Here is a 23,476-nt window from a genome sequence, read left to right as displayed (position 1 = left end):
CCAATCTAAAAAGTCGGCAGTTCTGCTTTTATTTTTTCCCAAAAAACCTCATTAAAAAGATAGCTTGACCCCAAAACACTCGTTTCTTCGGTATTTTCAATAATACTTATTGCTATATCAATATTATTATTTTTTAAATTCTCTTTCAATTTAGGTAAAAACAAACGGTATGATTTTGCGATATTCCCTCCTATTACTAACAAATCGGCATCAAAATCAATAAGATAGGGCGACAAAAAGTTACTCAAATTATTTGCAAAGTCATCGAATATTTTTGCTGTTGAATAATTTTCGATACTGGCAATTTCTTTTACTCCATCGGTTAATTTTTCTCCGGTAATATTCTCATATTGATTTAAAAACCATCTTGTCGAAAAATAGTTATCTGCAATACTGTCTTTAAATTGCTTGTCCCATAAACATCCATTATTCGGTACATTGCTTCCTTGTGTTACAGGCAGTTTGTTATCTAAAAAAGCAGCTCCAAATCCGGTCCCCAAAGTAATCGCAACCACTTTATTATTCTCCGTAGATTCTTGTTGAAGTGCTCCTCCTACTCCAAAACAGCTCGCATCATTTAAAAATCTAAAACTAACATCTTTGGTACTTAAATATTTCAAGAGCTCATCAGAAACCGAAACATTATACAATGATTCATATTTGTCATTACCTTCAAACATAGCAATTCCGGTTTGGTACTGAAATGGGCCCGGCATTGAAAAAGCAATTCCAATCGTTTCATCAGAAGAAATCTCATTAGTTTCCTGAAGTACCTTTATTGTTTGATTGATTATTACAGCCCATTTTTGGATTATTATTTCTTTAGACGCTTTACTGTCTACAGCTCCGCTAAAATAGGTTCCCGGAATTATTTTAAAATTATCACTGCTTACGGCTGCACTGCTAATATGACTCCCTCCTATATCTATACCTATTGTTACTGACATTTTTTTCAATCGTTTTAATTATTTTAACTTATAATCAATTATTAAATTCATTATGCTTATTATTCAAATCCTTATTATTTTTAGATTAAAAATAATATTCAAACCTAAAAAGAAAGACTTTTGTCATTCGATACTATATTATCAAAAAACAATACTATTCTCGTATGCAGTCTCCACTATTATCAATCCATTCTCGTGCTAATCAGAAAAAATGTTAAATATTTAAATTATCACCTTCCTTTTAAAAGTAACTTTTGGTTTATTTTTTCAGTAATTTTGAAATAGATTTTTGTAAAATTGGTTCCATAATAGCATATCCTGCTTCATTTGGATGCACACCATCCGTACCCAATTCTTCTTTTAAACCTTGTTTGTCATTGACCATTACAGAAAAATAATCCACATATTCAAATTTATGTTTTGCCGCATAAGATTTAAGAATAGTGTTTAGAGCAATAACTTTTTGAGATGGATCAAGACCTGGCCTCCAGGGAAAATCTATAGCAGGAAGTACTGAACAAATAATAACTTTGATTCCGTTTTGCTTAGCCAATTCACACATCGAAAAAATATTCCCCGAGGTAGCTTCAACCGAATAGGGTCCTGTATTTTGCGCGATATCATTTATCCCGGCTAAAACAACAACTACTGAAGGTTTCAAATCAATAACATCTTGTCGAAATCGCAATAACATTTGTGGTGTTGTCTGACCGCTTATCCCTCTGTTAATATAATTTTTGTTTTTAAAAAAATCCGGTCTTTTACTCCGCCATCCTTCTGTTATAGAATTCCCCATAAAAACGACCCTCTTATTCTCTTTAGAATTTAAAACCGATACTGTAGCATTCTCTTGTTTATACTTATTTAAATTAGGCCAATCCTGAGCATATGAAAAATTAGAAGCAACCAATATTAATAAGATTTGGTAAAAAAAAAGTTTGATTTTCATTCTAAAAATAAGGGTTGATTTATAATAAAAAGGCATTTGTCTACATTGAAAAATTCGAAATAACGTTTCAAAATTTATCTGCTTTTTTGTTTTGATATTGATAAGTACATCAAAATTTAACTATTAAAAAATCAATTAATAAATAAGTTTTGAAATTATCATACTTATTAGCAAAAACGAACAATTAGCAGGCAAATATACTAAAACGATTTAGTATTCAAAATATTTAAAGTAATATTTTAAAAATATTTTCAGTTGTTAGATTTAAAAAAAAAGACCATCTCAGAATATCTTATTCTGAGATGGTCTTTTTTTTTAAATGCAATAAAATTAAAATCAATTTTCAATGCATCAATACTGCTAACATCTAATAATTTCAAGCAGGTTTCGAAATTGCAAATGTTCTCATAATGGAGAAATTTAAATAATCCCCTGCAGAATACAGTTTTTTATGAGTTCTGCTGTATTTTTAGAATCAGATTTAGCCAATATATTATTTCGATGTTTTTTTACCGTCAAAGGACTAATAAAAAGTTCATCAGCTATTTCAGCATTACTCAAGCCCTTTCCAATTAGTTTGATAATATCAATTTCTCTTTTAGAAAATTCTTTATTTTCTTTATTTTCATCATCAAGACTCAGATTCATAAAAGAAGGTTCACCATTTAAACCAATAAGAGATATTTTGTAGGTATTAAAATTGCTTAAATGATCTATTCGGGTATGAATGTTTAATGATTTTCCGTATCCTCCGTTATCATCCATAGTCAGCATTAATGCCTGATGGTTATACAAAACATATTCGCCACTTTTTACTCTGCATCTGTGACTGTAACTGATTTTATAACTTAAGAGTTTTTCCCGTCCTACATTTTCGAAAAAAAACTTAGTCAAAAATGCTTCTGCCTTTACTACAAAACTAATATCATCGGGATGAATGGCACCTAATATATCATTGAACGTTAAAGTTTCCGGATCAAAGCCATGCATTTCAAATATGGAAGGACTTATATGTGACAATGACATATCAAAAAAGTCAATAATGTAAAAAGAAAATGGCCCTGTACTAATAATTGAATTAGTAAGATCATTAAAGGATATTTGATTTGAAGATGTGGTTTGAGCTGTTCGGTTATTCAGCCAAACATCGTGTAATCTTTGTATTTCTGGAAGCATTCTGATTCAATTAAACTGTGTTAACAAATTTAACATAAAAAATGTTAAAACGAAACATATTGTATATTCTAAGTTAAACTTTTTGCTATTAGAAAATTAATTCACTTTTTCAATAAAACTACGTATGATTTTAGTATTTATTTTCTTCTAAAAAAAGCTCAATATTTTTCATAAAATGCTGATATAGCTACTCTTTTTGACGTTTTTTTCAAAAATAACTTCTTTTTTTTCAAGAGCCTGTTACCGTTAAAAATCACATAAATTATAATGCAAACCCTTATAAATACTGATTTTACATATTTACAAAATATTAACACAGAGATTATGGTATTAATATTTAATTCTGCTAAAAAAAACACATATAAAAAAAAACAGGATAGTGCAGGATAGAATTAGCAGCAGAACACTTTAGGTTTGGCATATCGGTATTTACTAAAAAAAAGTTAAAACTAACTAGCCTTTCAATTATATTAAACTAACCAGGAATGAAGAAAAAAATACACCAATTACTTGTCTTTTCATTTTTAATCCTTCTGTCAAGCTGCAGCAAGGATGCATATGATGATTACTATGAGCGACCAGACACTCTGGAACCTCCTATTTACCAACGACTTGAAGCTCTTGGAAATTTTAAAAATCTTCTGGTTTTAATAGAAAAAGCCGGATACAAAGATATTTTAGGCAAAGCCGGTTATTGGACTATGATGGCTCCTAATGACGAGGCTTTCAATAAGTATTTTCAGGAACAAGGTATCACAGATGTAAATAAAATTGATGCTGAAACTGCGGCAAAAATTGTTAGATATGCCCTTATATACAATGCTTTCCGTACTGAGCAACTTTCTGACTACCAATCCGGGACGGGATGGGTAATTGACAATGCTTTTAGAAGAAGAACGGCATATTATGACGGATTTGTAACTAAAACAATTAAAGGAGAATCTAAAGTGATCGTAGGTGCCAATCGTAATGGAGCTTATGCTATTGGAGACAACAACAATAAATATATCAGTTATTTTACAGATGAGCATTTCGCAGCAAAAAGCTTAAGTGCTGTCGATTTTAATTATTTCTATCCTAATGCGCAATACTCCGGATTTAATGTTTTGGATTCTAAAGTTACCGAGGCTGATATTGTTGCTGAAAATGGAATTATTCATGAAGTTAATAAAGTAAATCTTCCCTTACCAACACTTGAGCAATATTTAGAGCAAAACCCAAAATATAGTAAGTTTCGCGAATTGCTGGAAGATCATGGACTGGTTTCTTACTACTTTAATCAGGATGTTACAAACACATATCGTAATTACACTGGAAAATCAGATAATGTTTACATTAAATTTTACGATCCTACTTTGTCATTTTCTCCAAATAATGAGAATTATTTAAAACAGGCTGATAATGACGGTCAAAGTGATTTGTATACGATGTTAGTTCCTGAAAATGGACCTTTACAAGATTTTATAGACCATGTGTTACTCAAAAATTATCCTTCTCTGAATGTACTTCCTATATACATTTTTCGCGATTTTATTAATGCTCATATGGTTCAAAATGCTGTTTGGCCATCAAAAGGACCAGCTAATAGCAATGCCTTGAATGAAAATCTAAGATTTAATTTTAATGCTGATATTACTGAGGCTAAAATCCTGAGTAACGGATTTTTTTATGGCACTAATAAAATTCAAAAATCGAATTTGTTTTACAGTGTTTACACCTCGGCATATTTAGATCCAAAATTCACCATGGCTACAAGGCTAATGAATGATGGATCAGGGCTAAAGGAAATGATTAGTAATATCAGTACAAGATATACCCTGTTTTTACCATCAGATGCTAAGCTTATGGAAATGGGATTTGGATACAATGCTACACTTTCATCATGGACTTATATTAATCCCGCAGTTGGAGGTTCATCTATTGCAAGTGGTCTTGCAAGGGCTCGCTTATTACGCATTCTGTATAATGGAATAGTGCTAACTCCAAACGGAGAATTAAACGATTTGTCCGGCTCAGGTATTATTCGTTCAGGAGATATGGATCTTCCGGGTGAATACATCAAATGGAGCAATAATAAATTATATGCGGCAGGAAATGAAGTAACAGGCGGTACACCAGTTGGAATTCTTGGTCACGAAGACCAGCAAAATGGAAGAACCTACTATGTTGATAATTTACTTCAATATAGTGAAGAGATGCAGGGACTAAAAATAAAACGTTTATCTGAAACGGCTAATTCCCAGTACCTTTCTTTCTTTGATTATCTCAAAAACTCTACTATATACGATCCTGTTACAGGTAAAATTCAGGGAGTTGATTTAGGAACGTCTTACACTTTTATAATTCCTAATAATGCTGCAATTGCAAAGGCAGTAACAAAAGGTGCTTTGCCTTCCTCTGTTACTCCAGCAATTCAAAGTGATAAGGATAAGGTTATAGACTTTATTCGTGCACACATTTTAGTAAATAAAATAGCTTCTAATGACGGATTGACAACGGGGGAGTTTGAAACTCAAAGAAAAGATAATTTTGGCGAAAAAATCTATGTGTTGGTTGAGAGCACCCCTGGTACTTTATCCTTCAGAGATTCTTATTTAAACTGGGCTCACTACGTACCCGCACAAAGTAATAATTTGGCAGACAGATCTTTAATTCATTTAGTAGATAACTATCTTACATATCAACAATAAAATGAGACACAAAATTACAAATATATTTTACAGTTTTACTTTTGCCTTGGTTTTACTGACTGCTTTTCCAGCTTTGGCACAACAAGGAAATAAAACTTTTTTAGTTCGTGGTCAGGTTATTGACTCAAGTGATAAACTAAGTATTCCCGGAGCAACAATTGCAGAGCAGGATTCTGAAAATCGTACTGTTTCCGGTGCAATAACAGATATCGATGGAAATTTTGCCATACGTGTTAAAGATCCAAACAATAAACTATTTATTTCAACAATAGGATACAAATCCCAACGCATTGAAATTAAAGGCAGAGAATCAATTAAAATTGCACTTGTTTCTACTGTAGAATCACTTACCGAGGTAGTGGTTACCAGTACAAAAAAATCTGATAACGGTTTAATGAAAATTGATGACAGAAACAGGACTACCAGTTCTGTCTCTATAAATGCTGCAGACTTAGCTTACACTCAGGCTCCTACTATTGATGAAGCTTTACAAGGACGTCTGGCCGGTGTAGACATTACATCTACCAGCGGTGATCCGGGGGCAGGAATGCAAATCAGAATTAGAGGGACTTCTTCTATTTCTGGTTCTTCAGATCCTTTAATTGTAGTGGATGGAATGCCATATGAAACATCTGTACCGGATGATTTTAATTTTGGTACTGCAGATTCTGAAAGTTACTCTGCTTTATTAAATATTGCTCCTACAGATATTGAAAGCATCACCGTTTTAAAAGATGCTGCTGCTACTGCAATGTGGGGTTCACGTGCTGCCAGTGGGGTTTTATTAATTACTACTAAACGTGGAGGAGTAAGTGCTCCTAAAATTTCTTACACCTATAAATCAACGATTTCTAAATTGCCTTCTACTATTCCAATGTTAAGTGGAGATCAGTATTCTCAACTGATTCCTGAAGCAGTTATGAACAGAAACGGAATTCCGTTGAATACCTGGCTTGTTAAAGAATTTCAGTATGATCCTATAGATGTTTACAATTATAAGAATTACGGGCAAAATACAGACTGGGTAGGTGCTATTTCACAAACAGGTATAACACATGAACACAACCTTTCTCTACAGGGAGGTGGAGAAAAAGCCCGATATTTTAGTTCTGTTGGTTACTACACACAAAAGGGAGTAACCGTAGGAACAGGTCTGGAAAGATTAAATGCCAGATTAAATTTGGATTATATCGTTTCTGACCGTATTAAATTCAGAACCGATATCGCTTATACTCATACTAAAACGCAACGTAACTATGTAAATAGTTTTGATGATAAGGATGGTGACCGTTTGCGTGCTGTTGCCTTCACTAAAATGCCAAATATGAGCATTTATGAATATGACGAAATGGGAAATCTTACACCAAATTATTTTTCGCCGGCATTTAATATTCAGGGGACTTATTCAGGTACCTATAATCCACTTGCAATGGCTGAATATGCTATGAATGATCAGGTGCAGGACCGTATAACTCCGCATTTTAATGTGAATGTGGATATTATACCTAAAATATTTATTTCGACTTTCGATTTACAATTTGATTATAAAAGCACAAAATCCAAAGCATTTTTACCACAAAATGCAACAGGACGCCCTTTTACTGAAACAGCTGTAAACAGAGCATCTGATGCTGATAGCGATGAGTCTAATATTGTAACCAAAACAAACTTTATCTGGACGCCAAATATTGGAGAAAAACAAACTTTACAAACATTATTATCATTGCAAACCAATGATTTCATGTACACGACTCACAGGTCAATGACCTCCAATACCGCTTCATCTGTATTAACAGACCCATCAGTTCCGTCAAGAACTCAAAACTCTGATTTATTTTTATATACCAGTAATGGTCAGGCCAGAACTGTTGGTGCATTAATGAGTGTACAATACGGTTTACTGGATCGTTACATCCTTAATGTAGGGGTACGTGGAGACGGAAGTTCTAAATTTGGGCCGGAAAACAGGTATGGTTTTTTCCCTTCAATATCCGGTCGTTGGAGAGTTTCAGGAGAATCATTCATGAAAAACATTTCATTTCTTGACGATTTGAGTATCAGGGCAAGTTACGGAGAATCCGGAAGAGCCCCAAAAGCTGATTATACTTATTTCAACACGTATTCGAATTTCACAACTCAGTATTTAGGTCTTAATGGCGTTTTTCCTTCCAATATCGAATTGAGTAATCTTCGTTGGGAAACATTACAAGGTACAAACTTAGGTTTCAACCTGCAATTATTTAAAGGCCGTATTAATCTAGATGTAGATTTGTATAGAAACATTACCAAAGATCTTATTTTTGACAATCTTCAACTAAGCAGTGTTTCAGGTTACAATAGTGTAGATCAAAACGTAGGAACATTACAAAACAAAGGATTTGAAATAGCACTTAACACCACTCCTCTCAAATCTAATAAATGGAAAATTGATTTCAATTTTAACGTTTCAAGCAATGAAAATACGGTTAAAGAAATCTCTGAATATTATCCAAGTGAAAGTGGAAATACAGACAAAAATGGAGAATATAAGCGTTTTCTTCAGGTTGGCAATCCTTTTGGATCATTTTACGGATACCGTTTTAAAGGAGTATATACTGATCTAAATGCGACTAAAGCTAAAGATGCCAGTGGTAATACTATTGTAGGTCCTAACGGACAAGACGTTTTTATGCGTTTCAATTATCCAATTACAAATTATGTATTCCAACCCGGAGATGCCATGTACGAAGATGTCAACCATGATGGAAATATCGATAGCCGTGATGTTGTATATTTAGGAAATAGTAATCCTAAATTCTCAGGTGGTTTTGGACCTACAGTAACTTTTAATAACCAATTCAGACTATTGCTTTATTTTACATACAGAGTAGGGTATGAAGTCGTGAATGATACTGATATGAAAACCACTAACATGTATGGATACAGCAACCAGAGTACGGCTGTTTTATCAAGATGGCGCAACCCGGGTGACGTAACCGATATGCCAAGAGCAGTTTATGGAGCGGGTTACAACTGGTTAGGTTCTGATCGTTATGTTGAAGATGCTTCTTTTGCCCGTCTTCGTTCAGTTACTTTCAGTTATACTTTCAGCAAAAATTTAATAAAAAAATTAAGACTGGGAGACTTAAGCTGTTACATAACCGCAGATAACCTAATCACATTTACCAACTATAAAGGTCAGGATCCTGAGGTAACTATGAAGTCTGGCGATCCATTTGCTATCGCAGCCGACAAATCCAGCACTCCGCCAACAAAACGTATTACAGTAGGAGCTTCTGTCCGTTTCTAATAATAAAATTTGAATTATGCAAACTAAAATAAAAACCATTTTCGCCATCTTCACCCTGTTTATCTCTGTAACATCATGTGATGATTACTTAGATTTACGTCCGCAGGACGGAATTATCCGTGAAGAATTTTGGAAAACCAAAGAAGACATTCAGGCCGCTGTTATTGGTATGTATTCTTCTCTGTTAAATTCACCTCCGGGAGTAGGTGATTTGTCAATGCCTCAATATTTATTTATGCACGGAGAATTAAGAGGCGATATGATTGCCCCGGGTCCGAATGTTACGGAGGATCAAAGAGACATTATGAACTCGAATATTATGGCATCCAATGATTTGACAAATTGGGCTATCTTTTACAGAACCATCAATTATTGCAATACCATAATTGATCTTGCACCTACAGTTCTGAAAAATGATCCAACATTAACTCAGGTTCAGCTCAATCATTTTCTTTCTGAAGCTTTGGCAATAAGAGCTTATTTGTATTTTACATTGGCACGTACTTTTAAAGATGTTCCTTTAAAATTAACAGCAACACTTACTGATGAGGATAATTTTCAATTGCCTGTTACTCCTCAAAAAGAGGTTTTTGCCCAGGTAATCAAAGACCTAAAATTAGCTGAAGGATACGCTGTTGAGAGTTATGGTGATATTGCATCTGACAAAGGGCGCATTACAGTGTATAGTATTAATGCGATGCTGGCAGATGTTTACCTGTGGAATGATAATTTTCAGGAAGCTTTTGATGCAGCTGACAAAGTAGTCAAATCCGGTAAATTTGGTTTAATTGAAGCTTCAAACAATATCTGGTTTAATACTGTTTTTGCAAAAGGAAATTCAATTGAAAGCATTTTTGAATTCCAATATACTAAAACAAATTTAGGCCCATTTTACGGTTTCCTTACTTTCAGGCCACAGTTTTTGGCTTCAGCAACTGTTTTAGAAGATGTATTTGGTGTTGACTTTGAAAATCCTGCTAATAAAGATATTCGCGGTGAGCGTACCGCTTTGGTTCCCGGAACAAATGAGATTTATAAATATGTAGGTTTAGATAACGATACCAGAAAAGATTTGCAGGATGCAGATACCCATTGGTTTGTATATCGTTATGCAGATGTATTACTATTGCAGGCTGAAGCACTTGCTGAATTGAACAGAGGATCAGAGGCACTCGCAATTATTGAATATGTCAGATTACAGCATGATGCAATCGACCAGACTGCTGAGTCAATTGGTACTGATAACAAAAAAGAAGTTATAGATTATATATTAGCAGAACGTTCACGTGAACTTGCATTTGAAGGCAAGCGCTGGTTCGATATGCTTCGTAATGCCAGAAGAAACAACTACGAAAGATTAGATATTTTAACTGATGCTGCTCTTTTGAGTGCACCTCCTGAGCAGCAGCAATCCATCGTTGCAAAATTAAAAGATCCAAATAGCCACTATTTGCCTATTAATACTTACGAGCTTTACACCAATAAAAAACTTGTACAAAATCCATTTTATAAATAAAAAAACAACAAGACATGAAAAGACTATTAAGATTACCTAGCCTCTTGAGATTTACTTTAGTGTTTTTGATCGCTTTAGTGTTTCAAAATTGCACTGAGCAAAAGATTAAGGAAAGTACAGATGAAACTCTTAATATCACCGATTATTTAAGAGATGCACCGGAATATTCTATGTTTGTAGAAGCCCTTGACATTACCAATTATGCTCCATTTATGAATACGTATGGTACTTATACCGTATTTGTTCCTACTAATGATGCTATGAAAGAGTATTTAAAGGATGTAGGCGCTAATTCTCTAAAGGAAGTTCCTTTGGCAGATTTACAGAATGTTGTTAAACTTCATATATTAAGCCAAACAATAAATACCACATCTTTTACCGATGGAAAAATAGCCACGCCAAGTTTATACGGCCAGTTTTTAGTAACCGGTGCGACAAATAAAAATGGACAGTCCAGTACTACAGTTAATAAACAAGCCAGTATTCTTAAGTCTAATGTTGAAGTTGGAAACGGAGTTATTCATGTGATTGACAAAGTATTGCGTGTGGCAGATAAAACGTTAGCAAAAACTATTGAACAGGATACAAACCTATCTTTGTTTACTGAAGCGTTAAAAATTACAGGATGGTATGATGAACTCAATAAACCTATTGATTATACAAAAAATGATATCGATAGTTATGTTACTGTTTTAGCACAGACAAATGATGCTTTTAAAGCAGCTGGCATTAATAACATAGAAGAATTAAAAGCAAAATACAGCCATTTGCATGAGCCTTCAAATCCAAAAGACAGTCTGAATTTATTTGTGAGTTACCGTATTTTACCAAAATTGCAATATTTAGCAGATATAGCAATATCACCAGCTTTGGTAACTAAAGCTCCGCTTGAAGTTATCAGTGCAAAACTTGATAAGGATGTCATTTTATTAAACGAAGAGGTTTTTAATGGCGTATTAGAAAAAGGTGTCGCTATTACCCGAGAAAAAAGTGATGTAACGGCTTCAAATGGGGTATTGCATTTTGCTGCTGCTAATTTTGCCATCAAAAAACGTTTACCGGCACCTGTATATTTTGATTTCTGCGATCAAAATGAATTCAGACAGTTAACTTCTGTATTCAGAATCCCTGGAGCAGCTCCTAAAACATCTTTAGCAAAAACTCTATTTAAGGATGTTACCTGGGATGGAAATGATGTTCTAACTTATTTCAAAGATCCGGCAAAAGGAGGAACAGTAGGTTTTGGATGGCATGGTGATTGTCTTGAAATAAATCGTTTTAGAGATGGAAATTGCCAGAATATTACTTTTAATACTCCAGTAATCATTAAAGGAAAATATAAATTATGGATTTCTTACAGAGGCCAGGATTCAAAAGTAGGGCTTGTAAAAGTGTTTGTTGACGGAGTAGAAATGTCCCGACAAATAAATATGCTGGAAAACGGGAACAAATTCAGCAGTATAGAAGCAAGAGTATTAGAGTCGCAAGGCTACAAACGTCATGTTTACCCACATACCACCAAAATGAATTGTAGATTAGTAGGTACAGTAGATATTACCACTACAGGAAGACATAAGCTAACACTACAAAGTAATAATGCATTCTCAGCACAGGCCTGGTTTGATGTGGCGGAATTTCGACCAGTAGATATGGATCAGTTGTATCCGCAATTTGAATCAGGAGGACCTGGCTTTTACACACCGCCAACTCCATAATTCAAAAGTTGACTCAAAAATATAATTTCAAACTTAATTAAGTAAAAATGACTTTATTAAAATATAAAAAACTTCTTTTTATCATTCTCACAATCGGATTGGTTTCATGTTCCAGTCCGTGGGATGATAAAGAAGGCAATGGTGATGTAAATTTAAATGTGACGCTAAATGAAGCTATCAGTACTACATCAGAAACAGCTGAATTTGGTAAATTACTAACGCAAACGGGCTATGACAAAATATTAGCCGCTTCTAAAACCTACACTGTTTTTGTGCCCACAAACGAAGCGCTGAAAGCAGTTAGTACAACCATATTAAATAACCCGGAAGCACTTAAAAAATTCGTTGAAAACCATATTGCATTAAGTTCTTATTCATCTGTAAGAAATACTGCCGAAGAAAGAATTAAAATGCTTAGTGATAAATACTTAACCTTCAAAGGAAGTACAACAATTGGTGATGCTACGATAGTTGCTGCAAATCATTATGCTGCCAATGGAGTATTCCATATTGTCAATAAAGCCCTTGCTCCAAAACTGAATATCTGGGAATATGTTACTTCACAAGGAGGTACTTCGGCAATGAGTAATTATTTATTAAGTCTGAAAGAATTTAGTATTTATAATGCTGATGCTATTGCTAAATCTACTGCCGTTCCGGGATTTCTTGCGGATTCATTATCAAATTCATATTTAAAAAATGTTTACAACCTGAACAACGAAAAGAATTCATATACACTTTTCTTAATGGAAGATGGAGGTTACGATGCCGAAGTAACCAAAATGAAACCTTATTTGAATAAAACGTCCAATAATCCTGCTATTGATTCAACTGCTATTTATTCAAAATATTTTACAGTAAGAGATATGGCTTTTCCGAAAGCCTATACAAAAGATCAACTGCCTGCTACATTAACATCAAGATTTGGAGTTGAGTTTGATGTGGACAAAACACAAATTGTTGGCGAGCCAATTGTATTGAGTAACGGGATTGTTTACATCATGAAAAAAGTAGACGTTAAGCTTAAAAAACGTTTAGTTACTACCATCATACAAGGAGAAAAGAATTGGGGATATTATGGAGTTCGAAGCAGAATGCTTTATCGTGATAAAAAAGGACCAACTAGTCCACTTTACCCAGATGGTCTTTACAATGACCTTATGGTAGAACTTCCTAACCTGACTAAGTTTACCCTGTTTTATCAGGCAAATGACATGTTTAGTGTAAAATATAAAATCTATTGGAGAGCCATAAACGACAGAACAGCCAATCTTTTTGAACAGCAATTGGCTATTGGCGGAAAAATCAACACAACTATTACTGGATTCCCTGTTGAAAACATTACGAAAACGTTCCCAATTGTAATAGTACCGCTTAATTATTATGAAGAGGTTTATATTGGGGATTTTCAATATACTAACGCAGGCTATAGTGGTTTGATTTCCCTTATAGGCGGTTCAAAAGCAACCAGTGCCCTTACTCTTGATTATTTAAAATTTGTCCCTGACCTTCCTTAAAAATTAATATTTTATAAAAAATTAATTATGTTAAAAATTATAAAACTAACCTGCCTTGTAAGCCTCTTTGTTGCCGGTAGCTTTGATTCGCAATTATATGCACAGGCTGCTGAGGACTCAACTGCAACAGTTCCTCAGAAAAAAATACAGGGAATTTTAGTACAGGGTGTTGTTAAAAGCGCAAAAACTAAAGCACCTCTATCAGGAATTAATATCGCTGTTGAAGGATTTTCGGCAGCTATTACAGAAGATGACGGTAGTTTTGAAATTACAGTACCCAATTTAGGAGCACTTCTTACCATAAGTGGTCAGGATTTTCAAACTAAAGTTTATCCTGTTAAAAACAGAAAATCAGGTTTAGAAATAGTGCTTCATGGAGCCAACTACTCCCCTGCTTATCAAATTGCTAATTTACCATCCGGTAATCTCATGCAGTATAATAATACAAATGCTGCCAGTGTAGTTGACTTCGAAAAAGATCAATGGTCAAGTTCTGTAACCGAATCTGTAGCTGGGTTTCTTCAGGGCAGAGCAGCAGGATTAACCAGTATCAGAAACTCCGGTGCCCCCAACGCCGGAAGTTATCTGGCTTTAAGAGGTTTTAATTCTTTATATGCAAGTAACCGACCTTTAATTGTGGTAGACGGAATGATTTATGATGATGAGGATTACGGTTCCGGAATTATACAAAACAACAGCTCTTCTCCTCTAACAAATATTGATGTTAAAGATATTGAAGATGTTACTATTATTAAAGATGGTACTTCGTTGTACGGAACCAAAGGAGCGAATGGAGTAATAAATATTACCACTACCCGTGCCAGTGAGTTATCAACTAAAATTGATTTCACTATGTACGGTGGGGTTAATCAAACTCCGGATGAACTGCCTTTGCTTGGTGCAGATGCCTATCGTACTCACATTTCTCAGTTAGAATCAAGCCGTGGACTATCTCAGGAACAAATTGCCGCTTTACCATACATGAATGATCAGGTTGGTTCTGTTGGATATTATAAATATCATAACCAGACCAATTGGCAGGATCAGGTTTTTAACTCTAGTTATAATCAAAATTACTTCCTAAAAGTTCGTGGAGGTGACGATATCGCAAAGTTTGGTTTGTCTGTAGGTTACTTAGACAGCCAGGGAGTTATTAAAGGTACAGATTCAAAACGTTATAGCGTTCGTTTAAATGCTGCCTTACGATTAACAGAAAAATTAACTGTAGACGCTAATCTTTCTTTTATTGACAATCAGCAAAATCAGTGGAATCAAGGTTTAGCTTATAAAACAAGCCCATTATATTTAGCATTGACAAAATCTCCTCTTGTAACTTATAATGATGTTAGCGATGCCGGAGAAGTTTCACCAAATTTTGCCGATACAGATTATTTTAATGTTAGTAATCCCAATGCTATTCTGTCAAATGGATTTGCTAAGAACAATAACTACCGCTTTTTTGGTAACTTAAAATTCAACTATGCCCTAAACAAAGCATGGAATATTACTTCAGTAGTAGGTTTGAATTATAATAAGGAAAGAGAATCATTTTTTCTTCCGGATTTGGGAGTTGCAGATCTTATCTTGCCTACTGCTATTGGTAAAAACCAGTCAGGAAGCGAAGTTCAGATTTATAATGGCCTTTACACGGATACTTTTGCCAGTTATTTGAAAAACTTTAATAATGATCATAATTTAGATGTTCGTTTTGGATTCAGGGCTCAAACTAATAAAACAGAAAGTGATTTAGGTTTAGGATATAATTCTTCTACGGATGATTTTACAAGTGTAGGAGCTGGTTCAAATTTGTTACGTCAGGTTGGAGGAGCATTGGGCGAATCGAACTGGATGAATATGTATGCTAATGGAAACTATAATTTCCGTAATAAATATTTTCTAACCGCAAGTTATGCTGTAGATGGGTCAAGCCGATTTGGAGATGATGCAGCAACAGGAAAAAGTAAATATGCATTGATGACTTCAATTTCGGGTGCCTGGTTAGTATCTTCAGAAAATTTCATGAAAGATATAAAAGACATCGATTACCTTAAACTTAGAGTTGGTGTCGGTACAAGCGGAAACGATGATATTGGTAATTATACGGCTCAAACGTATTATGTTTCTCAAAATTTATTGGGAATGCAAGGTTTGGTTCGTGGTAATATTGGAAACCCTGATTTGCAATGGGAAACCGTTTTAAAAAAGAATTTAGGTGTGGATTTAGGTTTGTTCAAAGAACGTATCAATCTTTCTGTGGATTATTATCTTAATAAAACATCCAACATGATTACCTATGAAACAATCGCTGCTGAAAGCGGATTTGATTATGTAGTTACCAACGGTGGTGCAATGCGTACTTATGGAACTGAACTTGCTTTGAATGCCCGTGTTATCAACACTAAAGACTTTGCTTTTGACTTTGGACTTAATTTAAGCCATTATAAAAATAAAGTAGAAAGTTTACCAAGCGGAGATATTCTTACGCAATTTGGCGGAGCTACTTACTTGACTTCTGTAGGCAAAGATGCCAATTTATTTTACGGATTAAATAGTAATGGTGTGTACAGTACAACTGCTGAAGCTAATGCTGAAGGATTATCAAGACGCTTAACAAATGGCAGCTTAGTTCCTTTTGCCGGTGGAGACATGCGTTTTACAGATGTTAACGGAGACAAAGTAATTGACGACAAAGACCGTATGGTTATCGGAAACCCGAATCCTGATGTACTAGGAAGTTTCAGTACAAATTTTACATACAAGCGATTTAGCCTTCAGGCTTTGTTTAATTTCTCTGTTGGTAATGATCTTTATAATGGCGTACGTTACAATCTTGAAAAAATGAGCGGATATGAAAATCAAAGTATTGCTGTTGCAAACAGATGGAGAGCCGAAGGCCAGCAAACAGATATGCCAAAAGCGGTCTGGGGAGATCCAATGGGCAACTCTGAATTTTCAGACAGATGGATTGAAGATGGTTCTTACTTAAGATTAAAAACGTTAGTATTAGGATATAATATTCCGATGAATAGCAAGTATCTTAAATATATTCAACTGTACGCTACAGCCAACAATTTAGTTACTTTCACCAAATATCTTGGATATGATCCTGAATTCAGTGCTACCTCATCTATTTTTGGACAGGGAGCAGATATTGGTTTGGTTCCTCAGTTTACAAACTATCAGCTTGGATTACGCTTAGGACTTTAAAATTATTATTACAACATACAGAAAAGACCAATGACAACAACAATAAGAACAAAAAAATCGACCAAGGCCATTTTATGGGTTTCAGTGCTGTTACTGAGCCTTGGCTCTTGTGAGCAATATCTGGATGTAGAGCCTCAGGATAAAGTAGCTGAAGAGCAAATGTACCGCAATGTATATGATGCCGATGCTGCTGTTATTGGGATTTATGGAAAATTTATGGGGCTTGCAAAGAAGTACGTTATCCTTAACGAAATGCGTGCAGATTTGATGACAACAACCAATAATTCTGATCCTTATTTAAAAGAACTTTCAGAACAAAATGTTTCGGCAGAAAACCCATATGTAAGTCCAAAAGACTTCTATCTGGTAATTCAAAACTGTAATGACGCTCTTAAAAATTTCGATATTATGGTTGCCGAAAAGAAATTTACGCAATCACAATACGAACAGCGCTATGCAGATGTTGCCTGTATCCGTTCCTGGATTTATTTGCAACTAGGAATTCAATATGGTACTGTGCCTTACATCACGGAACCTTTGGCAAACATAGAAGATGTTAAGAATATTAATAAATTCCCAAGACTTTCTTTTAATCAGCTTCTGGATGAACTGGTTACGTTTACTGAAGGGCTGAAGTATAAAAAAATATACGAAGCAGGAAGCAGCTTATTAGTAACTGTGGACGGTTATAATACAGAGAAGTTTTTTATCAATAAAGAATGTTTATTGGGCGACTTACAACTTTGGAAAGGGAATTATTTGCAGGCGGCCATGCATTACAAAAATGTAATGGAAACAGGTACTCCAAGAAATGATGTTGACATGTATAGAATTAAATATGCTGAAGTTGTTACAAATAATGACTTAGCGGTAGGTTATTTAAGATATTACGAACAGGACGCTACAACATTGGTAGATAACAATACACAGGGCTGGAGATCCATTTTTGGGAGAGACAGAGATGTATTATGGAACACAGAATGGGTTTGGTCATTACCTTTTGATAGTGATTTTGCTCCTAAAAATCCATTTATTGAAATTTTTTCAAAAACAAGCGGAAAATACTTAGCAAAACCATCTAAGCGAGCAATAGATCTTTGGCAAAGCAACACACAAAGCAATGGTTTCCCTTACGATGCGCGTGGGCAAAAATTTACTTATAAAATGGTAGGCGGAGAACCTGTAATCATGAAATATATTTATAAATATGAAGCTGCAGCCAATACCTTTAAAACAGATGGTGACTGGTTTTTGTATCGTGCAGCCAAATTGCATTTACGTTATGCAGAAGCAGCCAACAGAGATAATCAACATAAAATTGCTGATGCCCTTTTAAATTTTGGTATACAAGAAGCTTATACCCCTGCAGGATACAATAATGCTACTGGAGATGCTACAGATATTAAGCAAACCAAACTTCCTTTTCCATATGATTTTGATGCCCGTCAGGGTGATTTCCCATCTTTTAGAGCAATCTGGCACCGTGGTGGTGGGATTCGTGGCCGTGCGAGACTTCAAAGAGCAGAAATTGTTGGAGATCCTTTGATTTCTATAGAAAATAATATCATCGATGAAGCAGCATTAGAATTAGCGTATGAAGGAAATCGCTGGGAAGATCTGGTACGTATTTCTTTACGCAGAAATCACCCTGCTTTTTTAGCTGATAAAGTATACGAAAAACTTAGTAAGGAAGGAAATGCAAATGCTGATGAAGTACGTTCTAAACTAATGAATGTTAATAATTGGTATTTGCCCTTTACTTGGGATAGCAAATAAAATTTTAAAAAGGCTTATAGATTTAATATTTATAAGCCTTTAATTTTTTTAATAAAAACATGTTTCAGCCCGTTAACTTCTATTAATCTGATTCATGGACTACTTAGATTTTGATTATACAATACAGCTATCTACTATACAATATTCGAATTAGCCAGATTAGCAAAAAGCGGTTGTAACTAAATTTACAACCGCTTTTTTTATACCTATTAGCCTTTCTCTATCCGATCTTTTTTCAAACAGAAACTTCTGTTTAATTTTTGCTTATTTAAAAATCCAAAACAAAATCTCTTGTAGCATTTTTGTCGAAAAAAGACGTATTAAATTTATACAGTTTATCTGACTCATTAGAAATGTTTTCTTTTTTCTCTTTCAAAGGAACTAATACTTTTTTCTTCAAAAATTTCCTGCTAAAACTCTCTTTATCAGTTTCTATTCCCAAAATTCCTTTGTAAAGATTCATTAATTCTGATATTGTAAATTTCTCCGGCAGAAGATTAAAACCAACAGGTGACTCACGCACATATGTTTCCAACTGATACAAACTATAATCTAATATTAAATTATGATCATGAATTAAGTCAGGTATCTCTGCCGTTTTAAACCATCTTTGGTAGGCATCAACTGCCCCAAATTTTATTCTGTAATCTTCGATATTAATGACAGTATAATATCGTAACGTTTGAGAATTTGCACCGACTCCGGTTAGCAGTTTTAAGGATGCTTTTTCAAAATTGCCAAATTCATTCAATAGATTCATCACAGCCTCATCTGCTTTCTTCACATTCTTCACAATTCCGGATATAAGACCCCATTTTGTCCCTACACCTTTATTTTCTCTTGACAAGAGTACTTTTAAGCTTCCGTTATCATAACCGAAAACTACACAATCAATCGTGACCTCATTCATAACTAATCGCCTTTGTGTTAATAAAATAGATAATATTCTAACTAAAGTTCACTATCCTCTTACAAACATATTTTATTAAGGAAACAAAACCGTCCTGTCCTGTCCTGTCATTCTTACCACTCTTAAGAAAGTTTAAAATCAGATCTGAATTTTTGCAAAAAAAAAGCACTCCAAAAAGAAGTGCCTTTATTTATAGTATAGAAATAAATACTTTAGTATAAACAAAACCATTTTTTTACATCTTCGGCAATCGTCTCTTTATCAATAACACTTTCAAATTCATTATTAGAAGAATTATACTGATACGCCTTTTGCCATTTTTTATAATTAAGAACTACTTTTTGTATGGCATCACAAATAAATAATAGTTCTTCATCAGTCATGGTAGGATGTAATGACAGACGTACCCAACCTGGTTTATTGCTCAGGTTTTTCTGCTGAAGTTCATTGGTCATCATTTTGGACTTTTCCTCGTCAAAGTCAAACAAATAATGTGCATACGTACTCGCACAGGACCAGCCTCCGCGAACCTGGATTCCGAAACGGTCATTTAAAAGCCTGACGATTAAATTGTAGCGAATGTTTTCTATAGTAAAAGAAACACAGCCAATTCGCTCACTTTTCAAATCGCCCAGAATAGATAAGCCTTCTACTTTTTGAAGTTCCGAAAAACAAAGAGCCAATAACTCTTTCTCCCTGTTTTGAATATTTTCTACTCCCATTTGCTCTTTCAGTTCGAGACATAAGGCAGTCCGCATCACCTGTAGAAAACCCGGAGTTCCGCCATCTTCTTTTACTTCTATCGCATCACTGTATTCATAGCCACCCCACGGATTGGTATATTTTACATTTCCTCCGCCGGGATTATCAGGAAAATCAGCTTTATATATTTTTTGATTAAAGACCAAAACCCCGCAAGTGCCCGGGCCGCCTAAAAATTTGTGTGGAGAAAAGAAAATCGCGTCTAAACGTTCTTCCGGATTTTTAGGATGCATATCAATTTTGACATAAGGTGCCGAAGCTGCAAAATCGACAAAACATAAACCTCCGTGCTGATGCATGATTTTTGCCAGTTCATGATACGGAGTAATAATTCCTGTAACGTTGGAACAGGCCGTAAAAGAACCTATTTTTAAAGTTCTGCTTTCGTATTTTTTAAGTTCTGCTGAAAGTATTTTCGGGTCAACCAAATTATTTTCGCCTGCAGGCAAAACCACCACATCTGCGATTGTTTCGTACCACGGAACCTGATTCGAATGATGCTCCATGTGCGTGATAAAAACCACTGGTCTTTCTGCATCAAAATTCAGTTTCACATTGTAAATATTATCAGCAGAACGTAGTCCCATAATACGCTGCAGTTTATTCAAAGCGGCTGTCATTCCGGTTCCGGTTGTTACCAAAACATCTCCTTCATTGGCATTAACATGTTTTTTGATCAAATGTCTGGCATGCTGGTATGCATAAGTTGATGCTTTGCCTGTTTCACTCGAAAAAGAATGTGTATTGGCAATCATCGGACCTATTTTATTGAGCATAATGTCTTCAATCGGAATATACAGTCTTCCGCTGGCAATCCAGTCGGCGTAGCGTAATTTTTGCGTTCCGTAAACCGATTCGAAAGTATGATTCACGCCAATTATATTACCTCTAAACTTTGAAAAATGTTGTTCTAATTGCGTGGTCTCAATTTTGTTCAGAATAGTATTCATTACTTTATTTCTTTTAAAACAGCTTATTTTTTAAAATTTTTAATTCCGTTTTGAAGCCAGTTGTAATAGGCTGTAATATCCGGATTGTAAGCAGAAGGTTCTGTCAGATTTGTACTTTTATGATCTACAATTACATAAAATGGCTGTGCATTGGCTTTATACGTTTTAATTTGAAGATCGCTCCATTTATTCCCAATCGTTTTGATTTTTTTTCCGGTAGTTTCAGAAACATACTGCTCGATTTCAGGCAGTTCTTTTTTATCGTCGACATATAGTGAAATCAAAACCACATCATTATTTAAAACACCTAAAACTTTAGAATCAGACCAAACCAATTCTTCCATTTTTCGGCAGTTTACGCAGGCATATCCTGTAAAATCAAGTAATACAGGTTTTCCGGCTTTTTTGGCAAATTCCATTCCTTTATCATAATCATGAAAAGTGATAATATTCTGCGGACCAAATTCTGCTCCTTCAGGTAAGTCTGATTTAACTATAGCTGAACTTTTAGCACCAAATCCGTCCGGTGATTCGCTGTATTGCATTGGTGGAGGAAATCCGCTGATCATTTTCAGAGGTGCTCCCCAAAGTCCCGGAATCAGATAAATCGTAAAACTTAAAACAATCAGCCCAAGACTCAATCTTCCTACCGAAATATGATTTAACGGAGAGTCGTGCGGCAACGTAATTTTTCCAAATAAATAAAATGCCAAAACACCAAAAACGGCAATCCAGATCGCAAGAAAAACTTCTCTTTCCAGCCAGTGCAATTGTAAAACCAAGTCGGCATTGGATAAAAATTTGAAAGCCAGAGCCAGTTCTAAAAATCCTAAAACCACTTTTACAGTATTGAGCCACCCGCCAGATTTTGGCAAAGCATTCAGCCAGCCCGGAAAAGCAGCGAATAATGAAAACGGCAAAGCAATCGCAATCGAGAATCCTAACATTCCAACAATTGGAGCAATTCCTCCTTTTGAAGCAGCTTCAACCAACAACGTTCCTACGATTGGTCCTGTACACGAAAATGATACAATCGCCAAAGCCAAAGCCATAAAGAAAATCCCGATCAGTCCTCCCCTGTCTGCCTGTGAATCGACTTTGTTCGCCAGTGCATTGGGCAGCATGATTTCGAAAGCTCCTAAAAACGAACAGGCAAAAACAACCAATAAAATAAAGAAGATAAGATTGAACCAAACATTTGTTGAAAGCGCATTCAGCGAATCGGCACCAAAAACCGCGGTTACGATTGAACCCAATAAAACATAAATAATTACGATAGAGAACCCGTAAATCAGGGCATTTCTAATCCCTGCCGTTTTGGTTTTACTCTGTTTTGTAAAATAACTCACCGTCATCGGAATCATCGGGAAAACACAAGGTGTCAATAAAGCCGCAAAACCTGAAAGAAAAGAAATAATAAAAATGCTCCATAATCCTTTTGAGGATGTTTTTGAACCTAGAAATACTAATGGTTTTTGAGCATCTTCTTCATTAACAATCGGAGTTTCATTTACTGCTGATGTATCATTCTTAATCGCAGCTGTATCAATTTTTGCAGTAGCAGTTTCTTCGGCAACAGCCTGTTTTGAAGCAGGAATTTTAAAAACCAATTCTTCCGAAGATGGCGGCAAACAATTGCTGTCATCACAAACCATAAATTCTACCTCAGCATTTACAGCTGTTAGGGAACCTGAAATAACTTTGATTTTTTGGGTAAAAAGCGCCTTCCCTTCAAAATATTTAATTTTCATATCGAAAATTTTATCCTGAACTTCATGCCCTTTTTCTTCGGTTGTTTTACCGATTAATTCGAAATTTTTATTCGGATTTTTAAAAGTAAAAGCGGTTCTTGACGGACCTCCTTCTTCAATATATTGCCCGTACAAGTGCCAGCCGGACTGAATTTCGGCCTCAACTTTTAAAAGATATTCTTTTTCTGAAATCTGTTTTGCAGAAGTTTTCCATTTTACTGGATTGTACATCTGCCCAAACATGCCCGCACTCAGCAGCAGCATGAAGGTTATTATACTATTTTTCATTGGATTTTGATTTGATATTTTAAAAAAAGAGCT

At 34.9% G+C, this 23,476-nt stretch carries 13 protein-coding genes; 7 read left to right on the top strand and 6 right to left on the bottom strand.

From position 1 onward, the window contains the following. Positions 1-5 precede the first annotated feature (5 nt). The 3 genes from DMB68_RS22230 to DMB68_RS22220 all read right to left on the bottom strand — a co-directional run bounded on the left by DMB68_RS22230 (position 6) and on the right by DMB68_RS22220 (position 3,072). Positions 6-947 carry an ROK family protein gene (locus DMB68_RS22230; protein ID WP_110348823.1) on the bottom strand — a complete coding sequence of 314 codons (942 nt, stop codon included), beginning with the start codon at positions 945-947 and terminating at the stop codon, positions 6-8. Positions 948-1,206: 259 nt separating this feature from the next. Continuing rightward, on the bottom strand, positions 1,207-1,896 hold the full coding sequence (locus tag DMB68_RS22225; protein WP_110348859.1) for an SGNH/GDSL hydrolase family protein: 690 nt from the start codon (positions 1,894-1,896) through the stop codon (positions 1,207-1,209). 420 nt (positions 1,897-2,316) lie between these two features. Then, a complete protein-coding gene (locus DMB68_RS22220; protein WP_110348822.1) occupies positions 2,317-3,072 on the bottom strand; it encodes a LuxR C-terminal-related transcriptional regulator in 756 nt (251 codons plus the stop codon). 485 nt (positions 3,073-3,557) lie between these two features. Here DMB68_RS22220 and DMB68_RS22215 point away from each other — a divergent pair, with 485 nt between their 5' ends. The 7 genes from DMB68_RS22215 to DMB68_RS22185 are packed head-to-tail and all read left to right on the top strand — an operon-like array spanning position 3,558 to position 18,782. Then, positions 3,558-5,762, top strand: coding sequence for a fasciclin domain-containing protein (locus DMB68_RS22215; protein WP_110348821.1), 2,205 nt, complete (start codon positions 3,558-3,560; stop codon positions 5,760-5,762). A 1-nt stretch (position 5,763) separates the two neighbouring features. Beyond that, complete coding sequence (locus DMB68_RS22210; protein ID WP_110348820.1) at positions 5,764-9,051, top strand: SusC/RagA family TonB-linked outer membrane protein; 3,288 nt, start codon at positions 5,764-5,766, stop codon at positions 9,049-9,051. A 16-nt stretch (positions 9,052-9,067) separates the two neighbouring features. Next, positions 9,068-10,567, top strand: a complete 1,500-nt coding sequence (locus DMB68_RS22205) for a RagB/SusD family nutrient uptake outer membrane protein (RefSeq protein ID WP_110348819.1) — start codon at positions 9,068-9,070, stop codon at positions 10,565-10,567. Between the two features lie 14 nt (positions 10,568-10,581). Continuing rightward, positions 10,582-12,282, top strand: a complete 1,701-nt coding sequence (locus tag DMB68_RS22200) for a fasciclin domain-containing protein (protein ID WP_110348818.1) — start codon at positions 10,582-10,584, stop codon at positions 12,280-12,282. A gap of 47 nt (positions 12,283-12,329) precedes the next feature. Further along, the gene (locus tag DMB68_RS22195; RefSeq protein ID WP_110348817.1) at positions 12,330-13,799 is read left to right on the top strand and encodes a fasciclin domain-containing protein; all 1,470 of its coding nucleotides are present in this window, start codon (positions 12,330-12,332) and stop codon (positions 13,797-13,799) included. A gap of 27 nt (positions 13,800-13,826) precedes the next feature. Next, positions 13,827-17,006, top strand: coding sequence for a SusC/RagA family TonB-linked outer membrane protein (locus tag DMB68_RS22190; protein ID WP_110348816.1), 3,180 nt, complete (start codon positions 13,827-13,829; stop codon positions 17,004-17,006). A 30-nt stretch (positions 17,007-17,036) separates the two neighbouring features. Further along, positions 17,037-18,782, top strand: a complete 1,746-nt coding sequence (locus DMB68_RS22185) for a RagB/SusD family nutrient uptake outer membrane protein (protein ID WP_110348815.1) — start codon at positions 17,037-17,039, stop codon at positions 18,780-18,782. 268 nt (positions 18,783-19,050) lie between these two features. Here DMB68_RS22185 and DMB68_RS22180 read toward each other — a convergent pair whose 3' ends face one another. From DMB68_RS22180 to DMB68_RS22170, 3 genes are all read right to left on the bottom strand, one after another. Then, positions 19,051-19,692, bottom strand: a complete 642-nt coding sequence (locus tag DMB68_RS22180; RefSeq protein ID WP_110348814.1) for an NrtR DNA-binding winged helix domain-containing protein — start codon at positions 19,690-19,692, stop codon at positions 19,051-19,053. A gap of 212 nt (positions 19,693-19,904) precedes the next feature. Then, positions 19,905-21,404, bottom strand: a complete 1,500-nt coding sequence (locus DMB68_RS22175; RefSeq protein WP_110348813.1) for an aminotransferase class V-fold PLP-dependent enzyme — start codon at positions 21,402-21,404, stop codon at positions 19,905-19,907. A gap of 23 nt (positions 21,405-21,427) precedes the next feature. Next, positions 21,428-23,443 (bottom strand): protein-disulfide reductase DsbD family protein, encoded by a 2,016-nt coding sequence (locus tag DMB68_RS22170; protein ID WP_110348812.1) that lies wholly within the window; start codon positions 23,441-23,443, stop codon positions 21,428-21,430. Positions 23,444-23,476 lie beyond the last annotated feature (33 nt).

The sequence above is a fragment of the Flavobacterium hydrophilum genome, from assembly GCF_003202405.1.
Taxonomy (GTDB): domain Bacteria; phylum Bacteroidota; class Bacteroidia; order Flavobacteriales; family Flavobacteriaceae; genus Flavobacterium; species Flavobacterium hydrophilum.
This window is presented reverse-complemented; position numbering and strand designations above follow the sequence as displayed.